23 protein-coding genes are annotated in these 23,988 nt (G+C 57.3%); 18 read left to right on the top strand and 5 right to left on the bottom strand.

Features of this window, described 5'->3' with window-relative positions:
• Nucleotides 1–129: 129 nt before the first annotated feature.
• Entirely contained in the window at nt 130–1,026 is an 897-nt protein-coding gene (locus K5845_RS09800; RefSeq protein ID WP_046479118.1) for an ATP-binding protein, read from the bottom strand.
• A gap of 327 nt (nt 1,027–1,353) precedes the next feature.
• Between K5845_RS09800 and yajC the strand changes: the two genes are divergently transcribed.
• From yajC to K5845_RS09770, 6 genes are all read left to right on the top strand, one after another.
• A complete protein-coding gene (gene yajC / locus K5845_RS09795) occupies nt 1,354–1,698 on the top strand; it encodes a preprotein translocase subunit YajC (RefSeq protein WP_046479117.1) in 345 nt (114 codons plus the stop codon).
• Between the two features lie 156 nt (nt 1,699–1,854).
• Nucleotides 1,855–3,489 carry a protein translocase subunit SecD gene (gene secD, locus K5845_RS09790; protein WP_046479116.1) on the top strand — a complete coding sequence of 545 codons (1,635 nt, stop codon included), beginning with the start codon at nt 1,855–1,857 and terminating at the stop codon, nt 3,487–3,489.
• A 19-nt stretch (nt 3,490–3,508) separates the two neighbouring features.
• Nucleotides 3,509–4,480, top strand: a complete 972-nt coding sequence (gene secF, locus K5845_RS09785; RefSeq protein ID WP_046479115.1) for a protein translocase subunit SecF — start codon at nt 3,509–3,511, stop codon at nt 4,478–4,480.
• A gap of 57 nt (nt 4,481–4,537) precedes the next feature.
• Nucleotides 4,538–4,918: an Mth938-like domain-containing protein gene (locus K5845_RS09780; protein ID WP_046479114.1), complete on the top strand. Its 381-nt coding sequence runs from the start codon at nt 4,538–4,540 to the stop codon at nt 4,916–4,918.
• A gap of 41 nt (nt 4,919–4,959) precedes the next feature.
• The gene (locus K5845_RS09775) at nt 4,960–5,796 is read left to right on the top strand and encodes a phytoene/squalene synthase family protein (protein ID WP_090228870.1); all 837 of its coding nucleotides are present in this window, start codon (nt 4,960–4,962) and stop codon (nt 5,794–5,796) included.
• A 73-nt stretch (nt 5,797–5,869) separates the two neighbouring features.
• Nucleotides 5,870–7,885 carry an SGNH/GDSL hydrolase family protein gene (locus K5845_RS09770; protein ID WP_287958897.1) on the top strand — a complete coding sequence of 672 codons (2,016 nt, stop codon included), beginning with the start codon at nt 5,870–5,872 and terminating at the stop codon, nt 7,883–7,885.
• 129 nt (nt 7,886–8,014) lie between these two features.
• On the opposite strand, the gene K5845_RS09765 is transcribed toward K5845_RS09770, so the two are convergent.
• The 3 genes from K5845_RS09765 to trmFO all read right to left on the bottom strand — a co-directional run bounded on the left by K5845_RS09765 (nt 8,015) and on the right by trmFO (nt 10,860).
• A complete protein-coding gene (locus K5845_RS09765; protein ID WP_046479112.1) occupies nt 8,015–8,275 on the bottom strand; it encodes a hypothetical protein in 261 nt (86 codons plus the stop codon).
• Nucleotides 8,276–8,756: 481 nt separating this feature from the next.
• The gene (locus tag K5845_RS09760; RefSeq protein ID WP_090228876.1) at nt 8,757–9,302 is read right to left on the bottom strand and encodes a hypothetical protein; all 546 of its coding nucleotides are present in this window, start codon (nt 9,300–9,302) and stop codon (nt 8,757–8,759) included.
• Between the two features lie 139 nt (nt 9,303–9,441).
• Nucleotides 9,442–10,860: a methylenetetrahydrofolate--tRNA-(uracil(54)-C(5))-methyltransferase (FADH(2)-oxidizing) TrmFO gene (gene trmFO / locus K5845_RS09755; RefSeq protein WP_287958896.1), complete on the bottom strand. Its 1,419-nt coding sequence runs from the start codon at nt 10,858–10,860 to the stop codon at nt 9,442–9,444.
• Nucleotides 10,861–11,006: 146 nt separating this feature from the next.
• Here trmFO and K5845_RS09750 point away from each other — a divergent pair, with 146 nt between their 5' ends.
• From K5845_RS09750 to K5845_RS09735, 4 genes are all read left to right on the top strand, one after another.
• The gene (locus tag K5845_RS09750) at nt 11,007–12,191 is read left to right on the top strand and encodes a DUF2157 domain-containing protein (protein ID WP_287958895.1); all 1,185 of its coding nucleotides are present in this window, start codon (nt 11,007–11,009) and stop codon (nt 12,189–12,191) included.
• Nucleotides 12,192–12,193: 2 nt separating this feature from the next.
• Entirely contained in the window at nt 12,194–12,766 is a 573-nt protein-coding gene (locus K5845_RS09745) for a GDYXXLXY domain-containing protein (RefSeq protein ID WP_046479109.1), read from the top strand.
• Between the two features lie 207 nt (nt 12,767–12,973).
• Nucleotides 12,974–13,324, top strand: a complete 351-nt coding sequence (locus tag K5845_RS09740) for a hypothetical protein (RefSeq protein WP_046479108.1) — start codon at nt 12,974–12,976, stop codon at nt 13,322–13,324.
• A gap of 311 nt (nt 13,325–13,635) precedes the next feature.
• Nucleotides 13,636–15,822 (top strand): sodium-translocating pyrophosphatase, encoded by a 2,187-nt coding sequence (locus K5845_RS09735; protein WP_046479107.1) that lies wholly within the window; start codon nt 13,636–13,638, stop codon nt 15,820–15,822.
• 104 nt (nt 15,823–15,926) lie between these two features.
• On the opposite strand, the gene bamE is transcribed toward K5845_RS09735, so the two are convergent.
• Complete coding sequence (gene bamE / locus K5845_RS09730) at nt 15,927–16,454, bottom strand: outer membrane protein assembly factor BamE domain-containing protein (RefSeq protein WP_046479106.1); 528 nt, start codon at nt 16,452–16,454, stop codon at nt 15,927–15,929.
• A gap of 170 nt (nt 16,455–16,624) precedes the next feature.
• Between bamE and K5845_RS09725 the strand changes: the two genes are divergently transcribed.
• The 8 genes from K5845_RS09725 to K5845_RS09690 all read left to right on the top strand — a co-directional run bounded on the left by K5845_RS09725 (nt 16,625) and on the right by K5845_RS09690 (nt 23,632).
• The gene (locus tag K5845_RS09725) at nt 16,625–17,179 is read left to right on the top strand and encodes a ubiquinol-cytochrome C chaperone family protein (protein ID WP_287958894.1); all 555 of its coding nucleotides are present in this window, start codon (nt 16,625–16,627) and stop codon (nt 17,177–17,179) included.
• On the top strand, nt 17,176–17,691 hold the full coding sequence (locus tag K5845_RS09720) for a YceD family protein (protein ID WP_046479104.1): 516 nt from the start codon (nt 17,176–17,178) through the stop codon (nt 17,689–17,691). Before K5845_RS09725 ends, K5845_RS09720 begins: the two co-directional genes overlap by 4 nt.
• Nucleotides 17,692–17,905: 214 nt before the next feature.
• A complete protein-coding gene (plsX, locus tag K5845_RS09715) occupies nt 17,906–18,949 on the top strand; it encodes a phosphate acyltransferase PlsX (protein ID WP_046479103.1) in 1,044 nt (347 codons plus the stop codon).
• Nucleotides 18,950–19,040: 91 nt separating this feature from the next.
• Nucleotides 19,041–20,018: a beta-ketoacyl-ACP synthase III gene (locus tag K5845_RS09710; RefSeq protein WP_046479102.1), complete on the top strand. Its 978-nt coding sequence runs from the start codon at nt 19,041–19,043 to the stop codon at nt 20,016–20,018.
• Nucleotides 20,019–20,190: 172 nt separating this feature from the next.
• The gene (locus K5845_RS09705) at nt 20,191–20,511 is read left to right on the top strand and encodes an integration host factor subunit alpha (RefSeq protein WP_046479101.1); all 321 of its coding nucleotides are present in this window, start codon (nt 20,191–20,193) and stop codon (nt 20,509–20,511) included.
• Nucleotides 20,512–20,976: 465 nt separating this feature from the next.
• Nucleotides 20,977–21,519 carry a MerR family transcriptional regulator gene (locus K5845_RS09700; RefSeq protein WP_046479100.1) on the top strand — a complete coding sequence of 181 codons (543 nt, stop codon included), beginning with the start codon at nt 20,977–20,979 and terminating at the stop codon, nt 21,517–21,519.
• A 110-nt stretch (nt 21,520–21,629) separates the two neighbouring features.
• The gene (locus K5845_RS09695; RefSeq protein WP_046479099.1) at nt 21,630–23,018 is read left to right on the top strand and encodes a HAMP domain-containing sensor histidine kinase; all 1,389 of its coding nucleotides are present in this window, start codon (nt 21,630–21,632) and stop codon (nt 23,016–23,018) included.
• Nucleotides 23,015–23,632 (top strand): response regulator transcription factor, encoded by a 618-nt coding sequence (locus tag K5845_RS09690; RefSeq protein WP_046479098.1) that lies wholly within the window; start codon nt 23,015–23,017, stop codon nt 23,630–23,632. The genes K5845_RS09695 and K5845_RS09690 overlap by 4 nt, the downstream gene beginning before the upstream one ends.
• Nucleotides 23,633–23,988 lie beyond the last annotated feature (356 nt).

Genomic DNA, 23,988 nt, shown 5'->3' with positions numbered 1-23,988 from the left:
CTCCTCGTGAACCACCCCCGCTTTTTAACCTTTAAGTCAAAGCGGGCCTCTAACACGCAAACTCCGCTACAATAGTTGCGGTTTCGTGTTTTCCGATCCCATTTTTGGTCAAAAGTAATGAATTTATTGCTATTCGACGCGGGTATCCTTACCGAGGCGGCCTGCGAGATCCTGAATGAACTGCCATGCGACGCGGCCTGAGCGTCCTCCGCGGGTCATGCTCCACTCCAGCGCTTGGCGGCGCAATTCATTGTCTTCGATGCCGAGATCGAAGTATTTCGCGTACCCCCGGACCATGTCCAAATACTGGTCCTGCGAGCCATTATGGAAGCCGAGCCAAAGGCCGAAACGGTCCGAGAGGGAGACCTTCTCTTCCACCGCTTCAGAAGGATTGATTGCTGTAGAACGCTCATTTTCCATCATGTCGCGTGGCATGAGATGCCGGCGATTGGATGTGGCGTAAAAGATCACGTTCACCGGGCGGCCTTCGATGCCACCGTCGAGAACAGCCTTCAAAGACTTGTAGGACGTGTCATCGTGATCAAATGAGAGATCGTCGCAAAAGACGATAAAGCGGCAGTCAGCGGCGGCCTTCATATGGTGAAGGCAGCGAGGCAGCGTTGCGATGTCTTCCCGATGAATTTCGACAAGTTTGAGCGCGCCACTCGAAGTCCCACCATTGCTCTCAGCCTTCAGCCGCAGTCCGACCTCTGCGTGCGCCGCTTTCACGAGCGAGGACTTACCCATGCCGCGTGCGCCCCACAAAAGAGCGTTATTGGCCGGTAAGCCACGCGCAAATCGTTCAGTATTAGCGAGAAGCTCTTCCGCCGTGCGGTCGACACCCTTAAGCAGGGATAAGGGGACCCGGTTCACGTGTGCAACCGGCTGGAAACCTTCCGGCTCTGACTGCCAGACGAACGCATCTGCAGCATCGAAGTCGGGAGCCTTAGGTGGCGGAGGGCTCAATCGCTCCAACGCTGCCGCGATCCGCTCGAGGATAGCGGCGTCATCATTCAGCTTCGTCATAAGGCAAGTCCTTGAGAACGCAGGCGGACGCTTGCGGATCGCGACGCGTTCGCTGTGATTTTGTGGGCTTGATCGAGACATGCGCTAAGCCTTCCCAGTCCGTCAAGACCGCAGCCAGCGACACTTTAGAAGGGAGGAGGCCGCCTCGGCTCAGTGCGGGGCGGTTGCAAACGAGCCGCGCGCCTATATATTCGCGCTTCAACGACGACGACCGGGCGATCGTGCTTGACCCATAAGGGGCTTGCGGGAGGGCCACCGTCGGCTTGTCTGTATTCGAGACTTTGCCTCTATCGGGCCATCGTCGCCCTCAGAAACGCGAGATATTACATGTTCATCACACCCGCTCTTGCACAGGGCGCCGGCGGTAGCGACCCATTCGGCGGCCTTGGGATTCTTTTCCCAATGCTCCTCATGATCGTTATCTTTTATTTCCTGCTGATCCGCCCTCAGCAGCAGCGCGCGAAGCAGCATCAGGAAATGGTTACGAAGGTGCGGCGCGGTGACACTGTCGTGACATCGGCTGGATTCATCGGGCGCGTTACCAAAGCGCCGGACGGAGTCGATGAGATCGAGGTGGAGTTGAACGAGACGATGCGTGTGCGTGTGCTCAAGTCTTCACTCCTGGACGTGCGCAATAAGGGCGAACCGGTCAAGGAGAAGGATGCGAGCTGAGCGCATTCCCTTAAGCGGCGCGGCCTGAATTCGTCTGCGGACTTGGCATGACCTACGTTTTCGGATGCCGGCCGCGGACTAGGCGCAGCCGATCGACCTAATCGCCATGAGCCCGGACAGGGCTTCAGAACACGGCAAGTAGAAAGCCATAGCCCTATGCACTTCTCTCGCTGGAAGATCTCCGTCATCGCGGCCGTTTGCTTGGCGGGCGTTTTGACCGCACTGCCCAATTTCCTGAGCAAAGAAACGCTGGCCTGGGTGCCAGACTTTCTGCCTAAGAAGCAGCTGAATTTGGGCTTGGATCTTCGTGGCGGTGCGCATCTGCTTTTGCAGATGGACACCAAGGAGTTGAAAAAGGACTGGCTCGATAACCTGCGCGGCGAAGTCCGCAAGATCCTGCGGGACGCCAAGATCCGCTACACAGGGCTAGGGCAGACGGCAGATGCTGTTCGGGTAAAATTGGTCGATCCCGCGCAGACAAACGAGGCGTTGTCACAACTTCGTAAGTTGGCGCAGCCGGTTGGCGGCGGCATGATTGCCGGAGCGGACAACGATATCGCCGTCAGCGAGTCGGGGGATGGCTTCATTACTGTCGCCCCTACCGAAGCGGGCATCCACCAACGCTCAACGAACGCCGCAGCAGCTGCTATCGAAGTCGTTCGCCGCCGTATTGACGCCATCGGCACGACCGAGCCCGATATCGTACGGCAGGGCACCGACCGCATTCTCGTTCAGGTGCCTGGTTTCGACGATACCAAAAAGCTGAAAGACCTGATCGGACAGACAGCGCGTTTGAGCTTCCACGACGTGCATCAGCAGATGAGCGCCGAAGAGGCCCGGCAAACGCGCGTCCCTCCAGGCTATGTGATCTATCCTGATCAGGACGATCCGAACCATGAATACCTGGTGCAGGAAACACCGGTCGTTTACGGCGAAGACCTGACCGATGCACAACCTGGGTTCGATAGCCGTACCAACGAACCGATCATTACCTTCAGATTTAATCAAAGAGCGGCGCGCATCTTTGGCGAATACAGTTCTCGCCATGTTGGCCGGCCGTTCGCCATCGTCCTCGACAATGGTGTGATCAACGGCAAGCGCGATGTGAAGGTGCTGTCAGCGCCGGTTATTCGTGAGCCGATCCTCGGCGGCACGGGTCAGATTTCCGGTAGTTTCACGGTGGACCAAGCGAATAATCTGGCGATTCAGCTTCGCTCCGGCGCATTGCCGGCAACACTGTCCGTGATCGAAGAACGGACCGTTGGTCCCTCGCTTGGCGCGGACTCCATTGAGGCCGGAATCCTGGCGGGCATCATTGGAAGTATCGCCGTTTCGGGCTTCATCATTTTCGCCTATGGGCTCTTCGGGCTATTTGCGATCCTGGCGGTCGCGATAAACCTGTGTTTGATCGTCGGCTTGATGTCGACAATCGGATCCACGTTGACGCTTCCCGGTATTGCTGGCCTCGTCTTGACCGTCGGCATGGCCGTCGATTCTAACGTGCTGATTTATGAGCGCATTCGTGAAGAGATGCGAAACGGTAAGCAGCCAATTTCCGCGATCGACAGCGGATTCCAACGTGCGTTGGGAACCATTGTCGACAGTAACCTCACCACGATGATTGCGGGCCTAGTTATGTTCTGGCTCGGAGCCGGACCGGTTCGCGGCTTTGCCGTCACCTTGTGTCTCGGAATTTTGGCCACGATGTTCACTGCCTTCACTGTCACGCGCCTCATGGTATCGCTGTGGATTGCGAGCCAGAAGACCCGCAAAATCCCTGCACCGCTTTAATCTGGAGGCGCCACGCACCATGTTCAAAGGCGTTGATTTCTGGCCCCACCGTCGACAGTTCGACCTCTTGCGCCTGCGCAGGCCGCTCGTCATTCTCACGGCCTTCTTGCTGTTCGTCGCGATGAGCTCGCTGTTCAGCAAAGGGCTCAATTTCGGCATCGACTTCAAGGGCGGTTCGCTCCTCGAAATCCAATCCAAATCCGGTCCCGTAGACATCGCGGACTTGCGTGGAAAGTTGTCTAGCCTGGGGCTGGGCGACGTCCAGATTCAGGGGTTGGATCGTCCGGAAGACGCTTTGATCCGTGTGGAACAGCAGGCGGCGAGTGCAGATTTGTCAGTCGAGCAGGCCCAGCAGGCGGCGGCCGATAAAGTTCGCGCGGCGCTTGGCGATAACATTGAGATCCGACGCGTCGAAGTCGTGGGGCCTGGTGTTTCGGGTGAACTGAAACAAGCTGGTATGATCGCAGTCTGTTTGGCCAGTATTGGGATCCTGCTTTATGTTTGGTTCCGCTTCGAATGGCAGTTCGGTGTCGCTGCGATCATCGCCACCGTTCATGATATCTCTCTGACGCTCGGAGCCTTCAGTCTTCTGAATCTGGACTTCGGGTTGAACGAGGTCGCGGCCTTGCTCACGCTGGCGGGCTATTCGATTAACGACACCGTGGTCATATTTGACCGCATTCGCGAAAACTTGCGGCGGTACAAGAAGATGCCGCTCGCCCAGCTCGTGAACCTGTCGGTCAACGAAACGCTGTCGCGCACGATCATTACGTCGTTGTCGACGTTCCTGGCTGTTTTTGCGATCTACGTGTTCGGTGGCGAGGTCATCCATAACTTCGCGTTCGCCATGCTGTTCGGCATCGTGGCCGGTACGTGGTCGACGATCGTAATCGCGGCACCGTTTCTTGTTTGGGTTGGCGTGAAGCGCGATTGGTCCGGTACGGACACAGCGGTCGCCGGCCGAGGAGCGGCGGCTGCGGCCAAAGCGTAAACTCGGATTGCCACGGCGCATGCGCAGGCGTGCTTAGCCGGATGGGCAGGAACCGCGATGACGCAGACCGACCTGGCTCGCTATCCCTATCCCACCGCCATAACTGCATATGGCGGTGGAGGCTTTCGCTTCGCCGAAATGAGCCACAGAGGATCGCTGCTTTGTTTGCCGAGCGGAATTTACGCTTGGGGCGTGGACGATCCGGTATCGGTCAGCGTAGAGACACTACAGCCCGTACTTGACGAGGCCGAACGTATAGAGATCCTTCTACTGGGGACGGGGCCGACGCAGGTGTTCGCCACGCCAGAGTTGCGCGCTCGGTTTGCTGAAAGCGGCATGTCGCTGGAACCCATGGCAACGGGCGCGGCAGCACGCACCTACAATGTGTTGCTAGCAGAAGGTCGAGCGGTTGCCGCGGCGATGATCGCGGTTCCCTGAGATCATGCCCGGTCTGGATACCGGGTGGTAGGGATATCAGGATGGAAAGTGATCTGCTGCAGCACGTTCGTGACACAGCCCGCACATATGCGCCAGATCGCTACCTGGCGGCCCTTTTGGCCCCCAAGTCCTACCGCGATGACCTCATCATACTTGCCGCTTTTCTCGGTGAGATGGAACGTATCCCGAAGATTGTGCGAGAACCGGCGCTGGGTGAAATCCGTCTGCAATGGTGGCGTGATTGGCTCGAAAACCTCGAAACACGGCCCACAACTGGCAATCCCTTGGCTGATGCCATGGGCGAGGTCATCGGGCGCCACAACTTGCCGCGAAAGTTTTTTGCCGATCTCTTCGACGCGCGCACCGAGGACTTCTACGCGGACCCAGTGTCAGGCCCGAAAGCATTCATGCATTATGTTGATCGTTCGGAGACAGGCCCCTTCCGTCTAGCGACCGGCATCACCGGGGCGCATCTCAGTCCGGCCGATGACGCAAAGTTATGTGCAGCGGCGCGCGCGTATGGCACCGTTCGATGCCTGCTCCATTTGCCATTCGCCATCAGCCGCGGCCGTTGGCCCCTGCCAGCCGAATATCTCGACATTGACGTTACGCGGCTGGGAGAGGCGGACAATAAGCTGGCGGCGGCACGAACGCGTAACGTCGCGATAGAAATCGCCAGAGATGAACTCGCTCATGTTCGCGCTGATAATACAAGGCTTTCCCGCGACTTGTTGTCAGCTCTTTTGCCGGCTGCCCTCATCGAGCCCTATTTGCAGGCTTTGCAGAGAGAGGACAACTGGCTGCAAACGCCAGTCGAAATTTCGCCGCTGACACGCGTATGGCGGCTGTGGCGTGCATGGCAGCGGGCGAAATTGTAACGCTCAACGCAATCAGGCAGCGGTTCGCTTGCGCTGCCATCGAACTGAACTCCGACGGAGTAGACGCCGAGCCATGCTGCTAACGCGAATACTGCGCTATCCGGTCCTTTTGCTTTCAGCTCTTTTGCTTTCGGCACACGTTGTTGAGGCGCAGACGTTTGATGTCGCTCCCGACGTGACGCAGGCGCCGTTGCCTGCCATAGAGCAGCCTGAAGGTTTTACGGGGCTGCCCCCTGCAGCCATGCCCGATTTGCCCGCCATCGAGTGGCGCGTTGCAAATCCGTTCCGCTTCTTCAGCAATCCACGTGATACCGAGGTTCACCGCGCAACATGGTTGGCCTTGTCGCCTGCCGAGCGGCGCACGCCCGTCCTTTCCGCAGAGCGCGCATTGTCGTCGCGTCATGAAGATGGCTGGGCCGCCACCATGGTGGATGACGTTTGCTGGGACACAAAACGCAATCGCTATCGTTGTCCCGGGAAAAAAGAGGCTTACGCGACGCCCACGAGCCACACGATCATTGCTTCGCTCAAGAATATTCCTGAGGCCGGCTTGGTGGATTGCACGTGGCTCACCGCACCCCATGGTGGCGACCGCTTACGCGGTGACGCGATCACCGCACCGTGTCATCGTCCCGTGGAATTATCCATTCCCTATCCTGCCGGCGCGACGATCGAAGTTGAGATCGGATCACGGCGCATCGCCACGACAGACGCCAGCGTCACGGATTTGTTCATTGTCGGTATGGGAGATAGCTTCGCGGCGGGCGATGGCAATCCAGACATTCCCGTGGAGTTTTCCCGGGAGCGGAGCGCGGACTACGGGAGCGATGGAGAATTCAGCCTGGCTGGTTTCCCGGCTCGCGTCGGTAACTGGAATGAGATTGGCGACAAAGCCTTCATTAAGGGAAATGCGCGTTGGCTGGATCAGGCCTGTCATCGCTCGCTGTATTCGCACCAGGCGAGAGCCGCGCTCCAATTGGCGATCGAAGAGCCTCACCGGGCAGTGACTTACGTCGGGCTTGCCTGCTCTGGCGCCGAAACAATCTTCGGGCTGTTTTTGCGCTACAAGGGCAATGAATGGGTCGAGAATCCACCGGAGCTATCGCAGATCTCCGCCGCAGCAGAGGTCATGTGCGGAAAGCATGACGCCGAGCCTCACGATCTTCCCGAAGCCTACCACATGCGCGGGCGACTGAAAGAACTAGAGGGCGGCCTGGTTCTGCGCAAATGTGATGCTCAGTTTTCTCGCAAAATCGATTTGCTCTTTCTGTCGGTGGGGGGCAACGACATCGGCTTCGCGCGGTTGCTGGCCAACGCGATATTAGCCAACGAGTCGTTGCTGCGAAAATTGAGCGGTTGGATTGGAGGCGTCTACGGAACGGCGGAAGCCACTATTGCCCTGCGCGCACTGGATGATCGCTACAAATCCCTCAACCGCGCCCTGCACAACATTTTGCATATCCCGTGGGACGAGCCCGATCGCATCATTCTAACCGCGTATCCCGGATTAGCTCTGATGGGTGACGGCAGCGCTGTTTGTCCGGATGGACGTGCCGGGATGGAAATCGTCAGCGATTTCGCTCTCAGCAGTGCGCGTGCCCGGGAAGGTATCTGGATCGCTGATAAGTTGCATCATGTGATGGAAGATAGCGCGCGGCGCTACGGCTGGTCATTTGCCCAGCGGCATCGCGCAGCATTCATCGGACGCGGCATCTGCGCGGGCTTCACTCAAAGCGCATTCTCTATCGCCGACGATCTTCGCCTTCCGCGCAAAGTGGAGAACAAGTGGGTGCCGTATAACCCTGCGGATTATCGCTCATATGCCTCGCGACAGAGGTGGTTCCGTACACCGAACGACGCGTTTTTGACGGGAAATTTCCACGTCACTCCGTCGCTCCTGCAAAAAGTACTAAAATTCGATACCTTTTCTTGGTTCCAATTGCTGCTCGCATCGACCTATTCGGGAGCCTTTCATCCAACCGCGGAAGGGCAAGCGGCAATGGCGGATTCCCTACTGGAAATCGCGCGACCAGTGCTTGATCGCTATCACCGCCGCAATCACCGGGCGGATCTCTCCGCGCCGTTATAACGGTGTCGGACCTTGCGCGAGCAAACAATAAACTATCGATGCGTGGAAACGATCAAAGCAGACCCGAAGACGGATCCGCTTTGATTTTAGGCGTTGGTCTTAAAACCGGCGGGATCGACTCAAGCCCACTCAATCCGCTGACCTTGAATAAGCTTTATTAGCGGCAGACGCGCCGACAGAAGTACCGGGAATTGCCGCGCCAACGGCAATTCCGGTAGCACGAACGTGAGTAACCATAGTACCCATAGCCAATGAAGGGAGCCGAGTAGTAGAACCCGCGCCATCCCCGTCCGCGCCAACGACGATGACCACGCCAACGACGATTTCCTCGCCAGTGGCGTCCAGCGCGGGGATGAAATCCGCGATGGCCTCGGAAGCCGCGATGTCCACGATAGCCGCGCCGTCTAACTAGAATGACATCACCGCTGCGGGCGTTGTCTCTCATAGCGTTAGTGGTCGAAGCGAGTTGCCCAGCAGCGGGAACGGCCGCTGCGGAAGCCTTGTCGACTGTCCCGAATGCACACACCGCAGCGATGAGTGCGACGAGCCGCCATCCTTGGGAACGTTTCACTGTATCTCTCCTGAGCTGTTGCCTTGCGCAGTTCCCCAGCAAGATCCGACGTTAGCCCGAAAGCGAATGAAAAAACGCATGCGGTCAATTCATTGTGACCTGCAGCCTGCGTACACAGACGTTCCGGAATTTTTCTGTTCAATCCAAAGCCCCGACGAGTTTCCGTAACGCAGTCGGAAGGCAACAGTTCCGCCGGCGCAGAATTTTTTAAGCGCCGCGAGGCGAGCAAGCGCAAAAAAGCCGGCAGCGGAAAACCGCACCGGCTTTTATCTTCTCTACGGAATAAACTTGCAGTGGAAATTAGTTTTCACAGGGAACGTTCACGGTCAGCCCAGCAGAAGCAATATACCGTTTGCATCCCAATGCGACGTGGGAAGATTCAACAGTCGTGATCTGAGCGGCAGTGTTCGCCACTTCTTCAGCAACCTGCGTAACCGGAACGGTGGGAAGAGAACGTTCAAGGCCGGCCAGTGCTGCGACGCTAGTTGATGCCAGTGTATTCTTGCTTGCTACCTCAGCCTTTGTCTGGGCGAGCGCTGCTTTGGTAAGCTTTGCACGGCGCTCCTGAGCGGCAGCTGCGAGCTTAGCTTTACGGGCCTTCGCTGCGGCAAGAGCCACGCGGCGCTTTTCAGCTTTGATGCGGGCAAGTTCGCGCTGCTTTGCAATAGCGCGCTTCTTGGCCAACTGCCGATTGCGCTGCGCATAGACGCTCTGGTTGTAAGAGTGATGCGAGAAGCCGCGGTAACCGCCAAAACCTTTGCCGCAACCGCCAGCTGTGGCCGCGGACGAGAATGCGCTCGTTGCAATGAAAAGAGCAGTCCCGATGATGATGAATGACTTCTGCATAGCCTTCGTCCCTTTTTCCGTGGCGTGCGCGGTTTCAACCGGGCTTGCTCTCCAGCGATGAGACGAATATGCGGCGATCACGGAAGGTGCGCTGTTCCCTGCGCGACAGGGCCCAAAAAAGATGATTGAGGAAAAGTTCTTATTCGGCGGCCGCGCCAAGCTCTTGGCCAAGCCAAGCGTCAAGATCCCGCAAGGCACGCTCGGACACCGCCCGCTTTTTGGCAAAGCCCTTATCTTTACCCTTGAGCCGGCGCCCATCGGCAGCGGTTGTCTCAAAGGTCGTGGCTTCTGGCAACAGGCCATAGTTAATGTTCATCGGCTGGAACGATCGCCGCCCTTCTTCATCGGCACTTAGGTGACCGCCGGTGATGTGCTCGATCAGTGCACCCAGAGCAGTTGTCTCTGGGGGCCGCAGAGGGCTGTGCCCCAAGCGTTCCTGAGCGGCAAAGCGGCCCGCCAGCAGCCCGATGGCAGCACTCTCAACGTAGCCCTCGACGCCCGTGATTTGGCCGGCGAAACGCAGTCTGGGATCAGCCTTGAGGCGTAAAAGCGGATCAATCAGTCGGGGAGAATTGAGGAAGGTGTTGCGATGCAAACCTCCGAGGCGCGCAAACTGCGCATCTCCGAGCCCTGGGATCATGCGAAAGATATCCGCCTGCGCGCCGTATTTAAGTTTGGTCTGAAACCCGACCATGTTCCACAGCGAGCCGAGCGCATTGTCCTGCCTGAGCTGCACGACAGCATGCGGACGTTCTCCGCCCCGATGCGGATTGGATAGACCCACGGGCTTCATTGGGCCGAACCGCAGCGTATCGCGGCCTCGTTCGGCCATCACCTCGATAGGCAGGCAGCCGTCGAAGTAGGGCGTATTGGCTTCCCACTCCTTGAATTCTGTCTTCTCGCCGCCAATCAGCGCATCGATGAAAGCCTCATATTGCACCTTGTCGAGTGGGCAATTGATGTAATCAGCACCCGTTCCCCCAGGCCCTGCTTTATCGTAGCGGGATTGGCGCCATGCGATGTCAAGATCGATGCTCTCGAAGTGAACGATCGGAGCGATGGCGTCAAAGAAGGCAAGCGCATTCTCCCCCGTCAGCTCCAAGACCACGGCACTCAGAGCTGGGGAGGTGAGCGGGCCGGTGGCGATGATGACGCTGTCCCAATCGGCTGGTGGAAGACCTGAAATCTCCTCGCGTTTCAGGCTGACGAGCGGATGTGTTGAAAGGCGCTTGGTCACCTCATCGGAAAAACCATCGCGATCGACAGCTAACGCTCCGCCAGCCGGTAACTTGTGAGCATCGGCTGCGGCCATGATTATCGAACCGGCGCGGCGCATTTCCTCATGCAGAAGGCCAACCGCGTTGGTTCGCCATTCGTCGGACCGGAATGAATTCGAACAGACAAGTTCCGCCAACCCGTCGCCTTTATGTGCGTCTGTGCCCCGCACCGGTCGCATCTCGTGCAGAACCACAGGCACGCCGCGTGAAACGGCCTGCCAAGTGGCCTCCGAACCTGCAAGCCCGCCGCCGATGATGTGGATTGGTTTGATGTCGCTCATAAACTCACGCTAGTCATTTGCCGGGCGTCGCACAATCGCGACAAAGGGCCCGCGTCGGTCACCCTCTCACCACAGGCTTTCTACACAAAAAACAAAATTGCCAAGCTACATTTGCGTTAAACCCAATACGCCCGAAAAACGCGACCATGACCGGGCTGAACGGGGGCGACCCGACCGGAGATCATAATGCCAAGAACGCCAAGCCTCCCCACCGTCCCTCGAGGATCTTTCCCGTGATGTGGCGCCATAGTCGTCAATTGGAAGCCGACGTTCAGCGTTGGCAGGAGGCGGGCTGGGTCACGCCCGATGGGGCCAAGGCCATCGCAGAGGAGCTGCGTGCCCAGACCCCTGCCTTCCGGCTGCCCGCCGTGTTGGCGATATTGGGGGCCGTCCTGCTGGGGTTCGCGGCGATGAGCTTCGTTGCTGCCAATTGGCAGGAAATGCCCAAGATCGCACGTCTGGGGCTGCTAGGCGCAGCCCTTTGGGGTTTTTATGGACTGGCCGGCTGGTTGTTTTCACGAAATCTCGAAGCCTTTGCACACGCCGCTATCCTTGGCGGAGTAGGCATATTTGGCGCGGCCATCATGCTTATCGCGCAGATGTACCACATCGAGGGCCGCCCACCGGACGCGGTTCTGCTTTGGTGTGCGGGCGCGGTTCTGGCCGGAATTTTGTTGCGGTCTAACCCTTCACTCGTGCTGGCCATGCTCTTAGCCGGACTGTGGAGCGGCTGGGAAACATCCATCACAGAACACGTCCACTGGCCGTTCCTTATTGCATGGGGTCTCATCAGTCTCGGCTTCGTATGGCACAAGTGGCATCCGGGCATGCACGTATCCGCCCTGGCCATTTCCATCTTCGTCGTGTTGCTCGGCTATCTGCTGAACGAGGGTCATGCTCACGGCCTTGTCCTGATTATCGGTTTGGCCGTCGCGACTGTCGGCATTCTCATTACGACCTTGCATGCGATCCCGGCTCTCATAGAGCCGGCCCGCACCAGCTTTGGGTACGCGATAGCCGTCAGTTATGCAGCTTTGTTCGCGTTACAGTTCATTGAAGATCCGATGACAAACACACTGATCGCAACGGCAGTCGGGACGCTCGCCCTCCTCATTGGCGCGATTATCCTTGCGCTACGGACGGACAATCGCGGGGCGCTTTGGGTCGCTTACACCGCATTCTCGATCGAGGTTATGGGGCTCTACTTCAAGAGTGTCGGCACATTGCTTGGCTCCTCCGTATTCTTCCTCACCGCCGGCATCGTGGTAATCGCGTTGGCCTACGTCGCGTATCGCCTGCATCTCAGTGCGCAAGTCCAGGGGAGGGCATAGGGATGCTGAACCGCATCGGTCCGTTGACCGCTGTAATCATCGTGGCAGGGCTCCAGACGTTAGCGCTCGGCTACATGGTTTGGGAGCGTACGAACCTCCTCGCGAATGGTCGAGAAATCCTCCTCGATGTCGCGCCGATTGACCCGCGCAGTCTCTTTCGGGGGGACTATGTAATCCTGAATTATCGGACCATCGCTCAACTCGATGGGGCGCTATTGCAAGAGACACCTATCGAGGATCAGAACCTCTACGTCACCCTACAGCGCTCTGCCGAGCAAGGCTGGGCGCCTGTCGCGGCGTCCGTCACCAAGCCGGCCCGCGTGAATGCGGAAGACGTCGTCCTGAAGGGCCGAGTCGATCACGTTTGGCGGCCGCATGCCGATCAACCAACCAGAATCCGTATGCACTACGGCATAGAGAGCTACTTCGTGCCGGAGGGTGAAGGGCTGGAATTGGAAAAGACCATTCGCGCTGGCGAGATGAAGGTCATCGTGGCCGTTGGAGAATCCGGCGAAAGCGCGATCAAAGGTTTGGAGATTGCGGGGCGCCGCGTCTACGACGAACCGCTTCTATAGATCAAAACATGACGAAGAACGTCAAAATATCTCGAACCGGCGCATGTGTGTGGGTGCAAGGGCAACCCAAGACAAAACCGCTACATGTGTCGGTTTTGCCGCTGCCCGTCGGAAATTGCCTGCGCTAACCCAGTTATTATCGTTTCGAGCGCAGGAATCTGTCACTTTTCCACCGTTCGTCCACAAACGTTAACAAGGAAGACCTCGATGTCGCTCAGAGCGTTTCTGGCCCTGGCATTGGCCGTGTGCGTTACTGGAGTGTTCTCCACGTCGCATGTGATGGCAGACGATACAGGTTTGGCCAGCATTCACGATTGGAGAAAAGTTGGTCGCAAGACGTGCTTCACGGAGCACAAGCATTACGGCAGCAGCGCCGGCCACAGCTCTAAGAAGGCAGCCCAGCGGGCAGCAATCTCGGACTGGCAGGGGTTCACGGCCTTTGAGTACGGCACAGACTGGGCATATTATAAGTATGCTATTTCGAAATCTGGTGGTTGTTCTCAAGGAAGCGGCGGCTGGAAGTGTGAAGTGGAAGCAATTCCGTGCCGTCCACGCTAAGCCGTTCTAAATCGTATTAGTTTCTCTCTCTCTCTTCTCTAAGCAATATCGGCCGGAGCGATGCCCACGCTCCGGCCGATAGTCTTTGAGTTAGCCGATACAACGGATTGATCCGGTGCTGTCCGGCCCGCAGAATAAACAAGCAGAAAACATCAGACTTTCTATGGAATGCGTTGTGCCCGTATTGCCACGGATCGGTGGTTTTGGCATGGTCTGCGCGCTTAAGTCGCTGTTTGGTGCGACAAAAGAGTTCGGAGCGCCGTAACGTCGCGCCGAAGCTGAAATAATCCCGCCCGGGAGGGGACAAGCACATGAACGAACTACTTTGGGGGATCATCGCCTGCGGTGCCCTCTCGATCGTTTACGCCATCTACACAATCCGGTCGGTGATGGCCTTGGATGCCGGTAACGCTCGGATGCAAGAGATTGCTGGCGCAATTCGTGAAGGCGCGCAGGCGTATTTAAGCCGCCAATATAAGACCATCGCCATTGTTGGTGTCGCCATCTTCGCTCTCGCTTGGGTTCTGCTGGGCGGCCTTGTTGCCATTGGCTTCCTGATCGGCGCCGTTTTGTCGGCCGCCGCTGGCTTCATTGGCATGCACGTATCCGTTCGCGCCAACGTAAGAACCGCGCAGGCGGCATCTCAATCGCTCGCTGCGGGTCTTGACGTCGCCTTTAAGTCGGGTGCTGTGACCGGAATGCTTGTTGCTGGCCTCGCACTGTTGGGCGTCGCGTCCTACTACTTCTTCCTGACCAGCGGACTGGGTTTTGCGACGGCTGACCGGACCGTGATCGATGCGCTGGTTGCACTCGGCTTCGGCGCTTCGCTGATTTCGATCTTCGCACGACTGGGCGGCGGTATTTTCACGAAAGGCGCTGACGTCGGGGGGGACCTCGTCGGTAAAGTGGAAGCTGGAATTCCGGAAGATGATCCGCGCAACCCGGCGACGATTGCCGATAACGTTGGTGACAACGTCGGTGACTGCGCCGGTATGGCGGCTGACCTCTTCGAAACCTATGCCGTGACGGTCGTCGCGACGATGGTGCTCGCCGCGATCTTCTTTGTTGGCCAGCCCGAACTCACCCAGATGATGGTCTATCCTCTGGCAATCTGCGCAGCATGCATCGTCACGTCCGTGATCGGCAGCTTCTTCGTGAAGCTCGGATCTAATAACTCGATCATGGGCGCGCTCTATCGCGGCTTCATTGTTACCGCCATCTTGTCTGTCGCTGGTCTAGCAGCAGCCAACTATCTCGTGTTCGGAGACAAAGAGAGTGGCTTCGGCATGATCGGCACGACGACGTCGGGTGTCGAAATCACGGGCATGAACCTCTTCCTCTGCGGGCTTGTGGGTTTGGCCGTGACCGGACTGATCGTTTGGATCACGGAGTACTACACCGGTATTGGTTTCCGCCCCGTGCGCGCGATCTCGCAAGCCTCTGTCACAGGCCACGGGACTAACGTCATTCAGGGTCTTGCGGTCTCCTTGGAGGCAACCGCTCTCCCCACGCTGGTCATCGTGACGGGGATCTTGACGACCTACAACCTGGCCGGACTGTTCGGCACTGCCATCGCGACAACGACGATGCTCGGCCTCGCTGGCATGGTCGTCGCGCTTGATGCATTCGGTCCCGTAACGGACAACGCCGGTGGCATTGCTGAAATGGCTGGTTTGCCTAAAGAGGTTCGCCGCTCGACCGACGCGCTCGATGCCGTGGGCAATACGACCAAGGCCGTAACGAAGGGCTATGCGATCGGCTCCGCGGGCCTTGGCGCGCTGGTCCTCTTTGCGGCTTACAACTACGACCTGCAGTACTTCATCTCGCAAGCCAACGCAGCTGGATCTACTAGCTATCAGTACTTCCAGGGCGTAACCCCGGACTTCTCGCTCTCTAACCCCTACGTCGTTGTTGGTCTGCTGTTGGGGGGGCTGATCCCGTATCTGTTCGGCGGCATCGCGATGACTGCGGTGGGACGTGCAGGCGGACAAATCGTCGAGGAAGTTCGCCGCCAGTTCCGCGAAAAGCCCGGCATCATGGAAGGTAAGGATCGCCCCGACTATGCCGCCGCTGTCGACTTGCTGACGCGCGCCGCGATCAGGGAGATGATCGTACCCTCGCTGCTTCCTGTGCTGTCGCCGATCGTCCTGTTCTTCGTCATCTATCTGGTGGCCGGCGGCGGTGCCGTCGGGAAGTCCGCGGCGTTTTCAGCCGTTGGCGCAATGCTACTTGGCGTTATCGTCACCGGCCTGTTCGTCGCCATTTCTATGACGTCAGGCGGCGGCGCCTGGGACAACGCCAAAAAGTCCTTCGAGGATGGTTTCGTGGATAAGGACGGAACGAAACACCAGAAGGGTTCCGAAGCGCATAAGGCGTCCGTCACAGGTGATACCGTAGGCGATCCATACAAGGATACGGCAGGCCCTGCCGTGAACCCCGCCATCAAGATCACCAACATCGTTGCGCTGTTGCTCCTGGCCGTTCTCTCGCACGGCTAAGGCTAGTGATCTACAGGACGATAAAAAGCGAAGGCCCCACCAGTTTGGTGGGGCCTTTGAATTTGAGCGTTGGGATATCGAAAGTTGCTGTGTAGAGGACGCGCTTAATCACCGAAGATTTGCTTTGTGCCCAGGTTGCGGAACAGCTGCTTCAGCAGGCCTTCGTCATTACCGCCAGGGGCAGGCGTCGTGCGCGAGATGAAATCGAAGACCTTGCCGTCCTTCATGCCATAGTGCGCAAGTCGATCGACAGAGCCGAGCGGATTGAAGTAAACGGCGACGACTCTTCGGTCGGTTTCGGTCGGTTTGAAGAACGCAGTCTGGGTTGCCGTACTCGAAATGTAATAGTAAGTCTCGCCGCCGGTTGCAGTGGCGGTTGTCGTCGTTGACGGTGTGCCCAGCGTCAAGCGCACTTGATCCTTGCTCATGCCAGTCTGGATCTGCTGCAGATCACCTTCCGTGAAGTGTTGACCATGCTTGAGTAACTGCTGGCTGCATCCGGCTAAGGCAACACAACCTCCCAGTAGCGCCATGGTGAGCAACAATCCAGTCGTGCGGCGGCGCACACGCCTGATAGAGCCAATACCGACGGCACCTTTAGAGGACTGGCGAATAAGCCCAGCTATACGCATTATCTGCTATTACCCTTGCCAAATCACGGCGCCCGCACCACGCCATAGAGAATCACGTCCGGACGCCCCCTTGGGCCCGCTTAACCTGTCGTATATATGAACGCAATGCTCAGCCCCCCCTCATACACTGCTTGCCGTACTCGCCACGCCGGGAAAGGGGAGAAGAGTGCATGTTGAAATGGTTAGCAAAACGAGCAGACGCTACGCGTAAGGCAGAGAACCTTTATGGCGCCGTCGTGGCGCAGGCGCGCGAACCGGCATTTTACGTCGACTTTGGCATCAACGACACACTTGAAGGTCGCTACGAACTCATCGTCTTGCACATGTTTTTGGTGCTGGAGAAGTTGCGGGAGGCTTTTCCGGGCGACACGCGATGGTCACGGATCCTCATAGAACGCTTCGTGACTGACATGGATGACTGTATGCGCGAACTCGGCGTCGGCGATATGACCGTCCCTAAGAGGGTTAAAGGGGCGGCCGCCGGGCTGTACGGGCGCGCGCAAAGATATCGCGAAGCGAGTGGTCTCGGTCAGGACGCACTGGCCGTGGCGCTGTCTGAGTTCATTTGCGCGGAGCCGACACCTGAGTTTCGCGCACAAGAGCTCGCAGCATATGTTCTGGAAGCCGCGCGGGGTCTGAAAGAGATCGATCCGGAGGATATGCTTGCCGGCATATTGAAATTGCCGGACCCGAACGGCTTCGTGGAGAGAAAGGAACTTTCGTGACGGCCCTGGCAGACTGGCGACATAGGCTGAATGAAATTCCCGCCAACGGGTTACGTGTAACGCGGAAGGCCACGCCGGAGGAGTGCGCGGAGATTGCGGCAAGCCTCTCGATCGTTTCCTGTGAGAACCTCTCGGCAACCTATCAGATCAAAGCCAAGAATCGCGATCGTTATGAGTTGACCGGTCACGTTACGGTCGGCGTGATCCAGAGCTGCATCGTGTCTCTTGAGCCGGTGCGCGCAAGCCAGGACGAAACGCTGGATTGCGCGTTTATCCCGTCGGACCTTCTTCCAGAGAGCCGGGAAGATGAACAAGAAGTGCTGAGCATCGATGATCTAGAGCCGATCGAAAACGGTTGGATCAATGTCGGCCGCATCGTCTTTGAGGTCATATCGACAGGGCTTGATCCTTATCCGCGGCGCGAAGACGCACAATGGTCCGATGTGGCATCGGCGCGAGAAATCGCGACAGGGCCATTTGCTGCTCTCGCCGAATTGAAGAAGAAATCCTAAATGTTATAGGCATTGAGGTGCGATGAATAAGTTCCAGACAACGTTGAGTTGCACGCGTGAGACGGCCCATAACACCAAAAATCGGTTGTTTCCCGACTGCAAAGGCGTATGTTCCGGCGTCTCAGGGCAACAATTATTGGTGCCCGGCACTTCAGAGGTAACGCTCGCCATCCTGACGGGCTGACGATACGACAAACGAGGCGACATTCCGGCCATGCAAGCGCCACGTACGATAGCGCTCGACGCCATGGGCGGCGATCACGGGCCAAGCGTTGTAGTCTCCGGCGCGGCGCAGTCGCTTATCCGCTATCCAGCCTTGGATTTCGTGCTGTTTGGCGATCAAGCCGCGATCAAGGAGCAACTAAGAAGCTATCCGGATCTGGCTGCGCGTTCGCGGGTAGTCCATACGGATTCCGTGGTTGCGATGCACGACAAGCCGAGCCAGGCCCTGCGCCGCGGTAAAGGCTCAAGCATGTGGCTGTCGATCGACGCAGTGGCCAACGGTGAGGCTCACGTCGTCGTGTCTGCAGGGAATACAGGCGCGCTTATGGCGATGTCCAAGCTCATTCTCAGACCGATGGCAGCGATTGAACGCCCGGCGATTGCGGCATTATGGCCGACCGTGAAATCCGAATGCATTGTGCTGGACGTCGGAGCGAACATCGGAGCTGATGCGCGCCAACTTTCTGATTTTGCCGTCATGGGCGCAGCTATGGCGCGCGCTCTGTTCCAGATTGAACGCCCCAGCGTCGGCCTGCTCAACGTCGGTGTTGAGGAGGTCAAAGGAATGGACGAGGTTAAGAAAGCTCATGCTTGGCTTAAGGAGACGGAAGGGCTGCCTTTCCGCTACCATGGCTTTGTAGAAGGCGATCAGATCGGCCAGGGCATCGTCGATATTGTCGTCGTGGAGGGGTTTGCCGGAAATATCGCGCTGAAGACGGCAGAAGGTACGGCGCGTCAGATGGGCCAATATCTCCGTGATGCGATGCGTCGGACTTGGACTTCCCGCCTCGGCGCGCTACTTGCGAGAGGCGGCTTTAAAATTTTGCGCGAGCGAATGGATCCCCGCAGAGTTAACGGCGGAACCTTCCTCGGGCTGAACGGCATCACCATCAAGAGTCATGGAGGGACCGATGCACTGGGCTTTGCCAGCGCCATCGATCTTGGCTACGAGATGGCGGGGAGCGGCTTGATCGAACGACTGGCCGCTGACCTTGAGGCATTTCACCGTAGAATTGGTGAGTCCATTGCCGGATAAAGGGAAACAATCAGGCACGGTGCGGAAAGACGTTTGCGCAGTCGCTGAGACGAGCGGCACGTGCCCCAACAATAAGGCGTAGAGGAATCCTGTGGCAGTAATCCGGTCGATCGTCCGTGGCGTCGGTGCCTATGTCCCGAGCCGCGTAGTGACCAACGCTGAACTCGCCGAACGTATTGATACCAGCGACGAATGGATCGTCGAACGCTCAGGAATACGTCAGCGCCACATCGCAGCGAAAGACGAGACAACGTCCGATTTGGGATTGGCAGCCGCGCGCCAGGCTCTCGTGCGCTCCGCGATCGATCCCGTCGACATCGATCTCGTGATTTGTGCCACCGCGACGCCGGATCGCACGTTTCCCTCGACAGCGGTACGCATACAGGCCGCGCTGGGCATCACCAAGGGCGCCGCTTTTGACGTTCAGGCCGTCTGCTCTGGCTTCATTTATGCCATGAGTATTGCCGACAATTTCCTCAAGGCAGGTCAATCCCGCCGCGCGCTGGTTATTGGCGCGGAGACATTTTCTCGTATTCTCGATTGGGAAGACCGAAGCACCTGCGTTTTATTTGGCGATGGAGCCGGAGCCGTCGTGCTTGAAGCTCTGCCACAGCACGGTGATCGCAATGATCGCGGTATCCTCTCAACGCGCATCCGCTCCGATGGCCGGTTTGAGGATCTTCTCTACGTCGATGGCGGGCCGGGCTCCACGGGCACGGTTGGCCATTTGCGTATGAACGGCCGCGAAGTATTTCGACACGCGATCCAGAAAATATCTGGAGTAATCGAAGAGACACTTCTGCAGGCTGGCTATGCGAGCGACGAAATTGATTTGTTCGTTCCGCATCAGGCCAACAAGCGAATCTTGGATGGCATTGCCAAGAAGCTAAACGTTCCACCTGAGAGGATCGTCATGACCCTCGATCGCCATGGCAACACATCAGCAGCATCGATACCCCTAGCTCTGAACCACGCCTTCGAGCACCATTTGCTCGGAGAAAACAAGCTTGTATTGCTGGAAGCCATGGGCGGTGGCTTCACTTGGGGCGCCATCCTCGTGCGCTGGTAGCACGCCCTGCGCTAAAGCATTCTGTGGCTTTGCTAACACGCCATTTGCCATATCTCGCCGGGGAACAAGAAATCGTCCGCAATTTCAGCGGCTTGTTACAGTATCTCGTTGACCGATGCTGACAACCCCACTAGCATTATTAATCTCCGTTGCAGTGGGGAGGCAGGACAGTATGGGAGGTAAGACATTGACGCGCGCCGATCTGGCGGAAGCCGTTGTGCGCAATGTAGGTTTACCTAGAAACGAATCTCAGGAACTTGTTGAACTTGTTCTGAGCGAGATCTCGAATTGTTTGGCTGATGGTGAGCCAGTAAAATTATCATCGTTTGGATCTTTTGGAATTCGCCAGAAAGGCGAACGGGTCGGGCGGAACCCAAAGACGGGTGAAGAAGTCCCGATCACCCCGCGTAGAGTTTTGATATTCCGGCCCAGCAATATCATGAAGGACCGTATCAATGGCGGTCAAAAGGGGCGGCGCCGCGCGGCGGAGTAACCCGAAGCATTTGCGAGCTTGTTAAAGCCCGGATGGCATGAGATCCGGGCTTTTCTTATGAAAACGCGCAGATACCTGCTTACGCGACGTCCGTACGCTAGTCACATAAAGAGCCAAACGGCAACCTAGCCGGGCGTTTCCGTAAAGACACACACCCTTGCTGACTGGACAATTGACACTGCTCAGCAGTGCAAAAGCGCAAGCCAGCCATATCCGTCTTATTAATATTGGGCGAAAATTCCTTCACTACATTGAGTAAAGGGGTTGCATGATTTGTGTCTGGGTTCGCGCCGATTGAGGCCATACAGGCGGCGGATTCTGAAGCTACATGACGTCGGCGTGAAATGAGGGCCAGTTCACGCGCCAAGAGCCGCTAACGACGTATCAGCGAGCGAATTGACGGAAATCGCAACTCCTTAGCTTAGGGCAATCCCGGTGGATTGACCCAACAAGCGGGGTAAGACAATGAGCAAGACCGCACAGGCATTCCGTACCATCAGTGAAGTATCGGATGAACTCGATGTGCCGAAGCACGTGCTCCGCTTCTGGGAATTGAAGTTCCCCCAGATCAAGCCGATGAAGCGTGGTGGTGGACGACGCTACTATCGTCCCGAAGATCTTGAGCTTCTTAGTGGAATTCGCCATTTGCTTCATGCTGAGGCCTACACAATTAAAGGCGTGCAGAAGATCTTGCGCGAGAAGGGGGTCGATGCCGTAAAGGCCGCGCCCGAAGGAACTGCGATAAAGTCAGATGAAACTGTGCCGCGCGGGAAAACTGCGAAAGGGCGCGTGGCTGCGCGCGGATCGGCTACCGCTAAAGTCGCGACGTCTGCCGGTAAGGCGCGGGGCATTGAACCTATTGCGATGCCACCCGGTGCCGCGAAAGCCGTTGAACAGGCCATCGCAGAGTTAAAAGCCTGCCGCGCCCTGCTAAGCCAGTCGCCAGAGAGCGCAAATGAGAATGCCGCAAAGCCGGCCCCGGCGCGCCGCGCACGGCGTCAAGCTTGAAGGCACTCAAAACGGTTTCGACAAATTAGCCATTCACACTTTGGGCCGCTGATAGACTAAGGTGTGCGGACTGACACAGTTCCGCGCATGGTTGGACCAAACTCCTTTGGATGGCTAAACAAGCACCAACGCCGAAGTCGCTAAGCCTTCAACTAATCCGTACGATCACGCTTGCATTGATCGTCACGTTAATTTTGGGCGGTGTTTTAATCTACTGGCATGCTGTCCAGAGGATTGAAGCGGAGATGCGCGCAGCGATAGTCGTGGGGAGCCGCATTGCTCACAATGCTCTTGACGATGTCGATGAGATTTCCGCCACACGACGTCGGCTTGAACTGACTGTCGCTGATTTCGACGATGACCGGCATTTGCGAGCGTCGTTGCGCGATCCAGATAACGTCGTTATCCGGCAGTCAATTCTGCAGCCGCCATCAGCTGCCGTCCCCGAATGGCTTTATGAGCTTCTCGCGGGCAAACCCAAAGTAGTGCGTCTCGAATTGCCAGACGCCTTTCATAAATTCGGAACCGTCGTTCTTGAAACAGATTCTCACAACGAAGTGGCGGAGGTCTGGAGCGACGCGAAGCTGTACCTGTTGATCTTGACTGCGTTCTGCGGCGTCGTGCTTCTGATTTTATGGGTTGCCCTGGGCCGGGCATTACGGCCGCTCAATGATCTCACAGGCGCATTCGCCGAAATCGGCGCTGGTCGCTATGACCGTCGGGTCGATATCGGCGGGCCGCGCGAATTGGTCGAACTGGGCAGTGGCTTCAACGCTATGAGCGAACGACTAAGCGAGATGGAGCACCGCAACAGGCGGCTGCGCGAACAACTTGAAACCGTCCAGGAAGAAGAGCGCGCAGAATTGGCGCGAGCTCTTCATGACGAAATGAGCCCTCTGCTTTTGTCAGTCGACGTTGATGCAACCGCTTTGCGACAGCAGGAAGAGACAAGCAGGGATCCGGATGTGGAGAAACGTGCGGCGGCTATTCTCGATGCGGTCCTGAAGATGAAGCGCAACGTCAAGGGCATCCTCGGGCAACTGAGACCCTCAGGACTACACGCGCTGGGGCTGGCAAACTCCATCGAGAATCTTGTCGCCTTCTGGAAAAAACGTCACCCCGACATCGCCTTTAGCGTGAATGTTCCACCGCGCAGTTTCGGGGTGCGGATGGACGCGGCAATTCAAAATATTGTCCGGGAAGGGATTGCAAATGCCATCCGTCACGCGAGCCCCCGTGGGATAGATATTTCGATAGACATTGAATCGGGAAATTTGCTCAGTGTTGAGATCATTGACGACGGTATAGGACTAGCGCCAACATTGACGAGCGGTTATGGCATCATAGGAATGCAGGAACGTGCAGCCTTGCTCGGAGGGACACTTGAGGTCATCGATCGCAAAGATGAGCATGGTGTACGCGTCAAAGCAATTTTGCCGCTCGACGGCGCCGAGTATCTGTCAGATAGCAAAAGCATGGAAGCAGGAACATCGGTATGAAGGTTCTCATCGTCGATGATCATGCCGTCGTTCGGCAGGGTGTGACGCGCCTTATTTCTCAAATTCCGGATGTTGTGACTTTCGAAGCCGAAACGTCGGCTGACGCCCTTGCCGTTCTGCGCACGGAGGAACCTGACGTCGTTGTTCTCGACATCAATCTCGGTGGTAGCAGCGGATTGGAGTTGCTTCAGAGGATCAAGGCTGAGGGGCATTCGGCGGCGGTCGTCATGTTCTCGATGTATTCCGACCCGCATTACGCCATGCGGGCATTGCGCGCGGGCGCTTCGGCCTACGTGAGCAAGAGTGCATCCATCGATGAACTCGTGACAGCCATCAAGAAGGTTGCGGCGGGGGAGAAATACGTCGAGCAGGAGCTGGCCAAGGAGCTAGCCTTTACGGCCATCGATCAAACCGATCCCATGCAACAGCTAACGAACCGGGAAACTGAAATTCTTCGTCTGCTTGGCGAAGGTAAGAGCTTGTCGGAGATCGCGAGCACGTTTGGGATTGCCTACAAGACGGTCGCGAATGCCTGTAGCCGCCTGAAAGAAAAATTAGGTCTCGATCGCACCGCCGATCTTATTAGGATATCGGTAGAAAACCGCACACGGTAAATGCAGCTAACCAAATCTCTTGGCTCAAAATCGTGAGGAAGTTCCCGACATATCGGGAAGATATCCCATCGCTGGAAATCCACGGGCGCAGCTAGATTGAATGTGCTTGCAAGAGGCGCACCCCTATCCCGGTTAACCTCCTTTAACCAGAAAAAGATGCGTCGCACCCCCGCATTGTCTCTGCGACGATATAGGGTTAGGCCGCCGTTGGTTGAGCTTCAGAACGAAGCTCGAACTCAGGCGGCCTCTTTTTTGTCGCCTCAAATCGCGCTGGACGCGTCGAACAACCTTGAAAGCCGAACCGTTTCGCGCTAGCAGTCGCTCTCGCTATTTTAGCCAGCCCATGGCACGGTTAT

The organism is Filomicrobium sp. (genome assembly GCF_025698805.1).
Classification (GTDB): domain Bacteria; phylum Pseudomonadota; class Alphaproteobacteria; order Rhizobiales; family Hyphomicrobiaceae; genus Filomicrobium; species Filomicrobium insigne.
This window is presented reverse-complemented; position numbering and strand designations above follow the sequence as displayed.

Bases quoted from the DNA above. Each gene is read 5' to 3' on its own strand.
- K5845_RS09775 (WP_090228870.1), top strand. From the start codon at position 4,960: ATGGAAAGTGATCTGCTGCAGCACGTTCGTGACACAGCCCGCACATAT.
- K5845_RS09780 (WP_046479114.1), top strand. From the start codon at position 4,538: ATGACGCAGACCGACCTGGCTCGCTATCCCTATCCCACCGCCATAACT.
- K5845_RS09705 (WP_046479101.1), top strand. From the start codon at position 20,191: ATGGGAGGTAAGACATTGACGCGCGCCGATCTGGCGGAAGCCGTTGTG.
- K5845_RS09760 (WP_090228876.1), bottom strand. From the start codon at position 9,302: ATGCAGAAGTCATTCATCATCATCGGGACTGCTCTTTTCATTGCAACG.
- K5845_RS09695 (WP_046479099.1), top strand. From the start codon at position 21,630: ATGGCTAAACAAGCACCAACGCCGAAGTCGCTAAGCCTTCAACTAATC.
- yajC (WP_046479117.1), top strand. From the start codon at position 1,354: ATGTTCATCACACCCGCTCTTGCACAGGGCGCCGGCGGTAGCGACCCA.
- K5845_RS09745 (WP_046479109.1), top strand. From the start codon at position 12,194: ATGCTGAACCGCATCGGTCCGTTGACCGCTGTAATCATCGTGGCAGGG.
- K5845_RS09690 (WP_046479098.1), top strand. From the start codon at position 23,015: ATGAAGGTTCTCATCGTCGATGATCATGCCGTCGTTCGGCAGGGTGTG.
- K5845_RS09700 (WP_046479100.1), top strand. From the start codon at position 20,977: ATGAGCAAGACCGCACAGGCATTCCGTACCATCAGTGAAGTATCGGAT.
- K5845_RS09770 (WP_287958897.1), top strand. From the start codon at position 5,870: ATGCTGCTAACGCGAATACTGCGCTATCCGGTCCTTTTGCTTTCAGCT.
- K5845_RS09725 (WP_287958894.1), top strand. From the start codon at position 16,625: ATGTTGAAATGGTTAGCAAAACGAGCAGACGCTACGCGTAAGGCAGAG.
- K5845_RS09750 (WP_287958895.1), top strand. From the start codon at position 11,007: ATGACCGGGCTGAACGGGGGCGACCCGACCGGAGATCATAATGCCAAG.
- K5845_RS09800 (WP_046479118.1), bottom strand. From the start codon at position 1,026: ATGACGAAGCTGAATGATGACGCCGCTATCCTCGAGCGGATCGCGGCA.
- secD (WP_046479116.1), top strand. From the start codon at position 1,855: ATGCACTTCTCTCGCTGGAAGATCTCCGTCATCGCGGCCGTTTGCTTG.
- secF (WP_046479115.1), top strand. From the start codon at position 3,509: ATGTTCAAAGGCGTTGATTTCTGGCCCCACCGTCGACAGTTCGACCTC.
- bamE (WP_046479106.1), bottom strand. From the start codon at position 16,454: ATGCGTATAGCTGGGCTTATTCGCCAGTCCTCTAAAGGTGCCGTCGGT.
- K5845_RS09740 (WP_046479108.1), top strand. From the start codon at position 12,974: ATGTCGCTCAGAGCGTTTCTGGCCCTGGCATTGGCCGTGTGCGTTACT.
- trmFO (WP_287958896.1), bottom strand. From the start codon at position 10,860: ATGAGCGACATCAAACCAATCCACATCATCGGCGGCGGGCTTGCAGGT.
- plsX (WP_046479103.1), top strand. From the start codon at position 17,906: ATGCAAGCGCCACGTACGATAGCGCTCGACGCCATGGGCGGCGATCAC.
- K5845_RS09735 (WP_046479107.1), top strand. From the start codon at position 13,636: ATGAACGAACTACTTTGGGGGATCATCGCCTGCGGTGCCCTCTCGATC.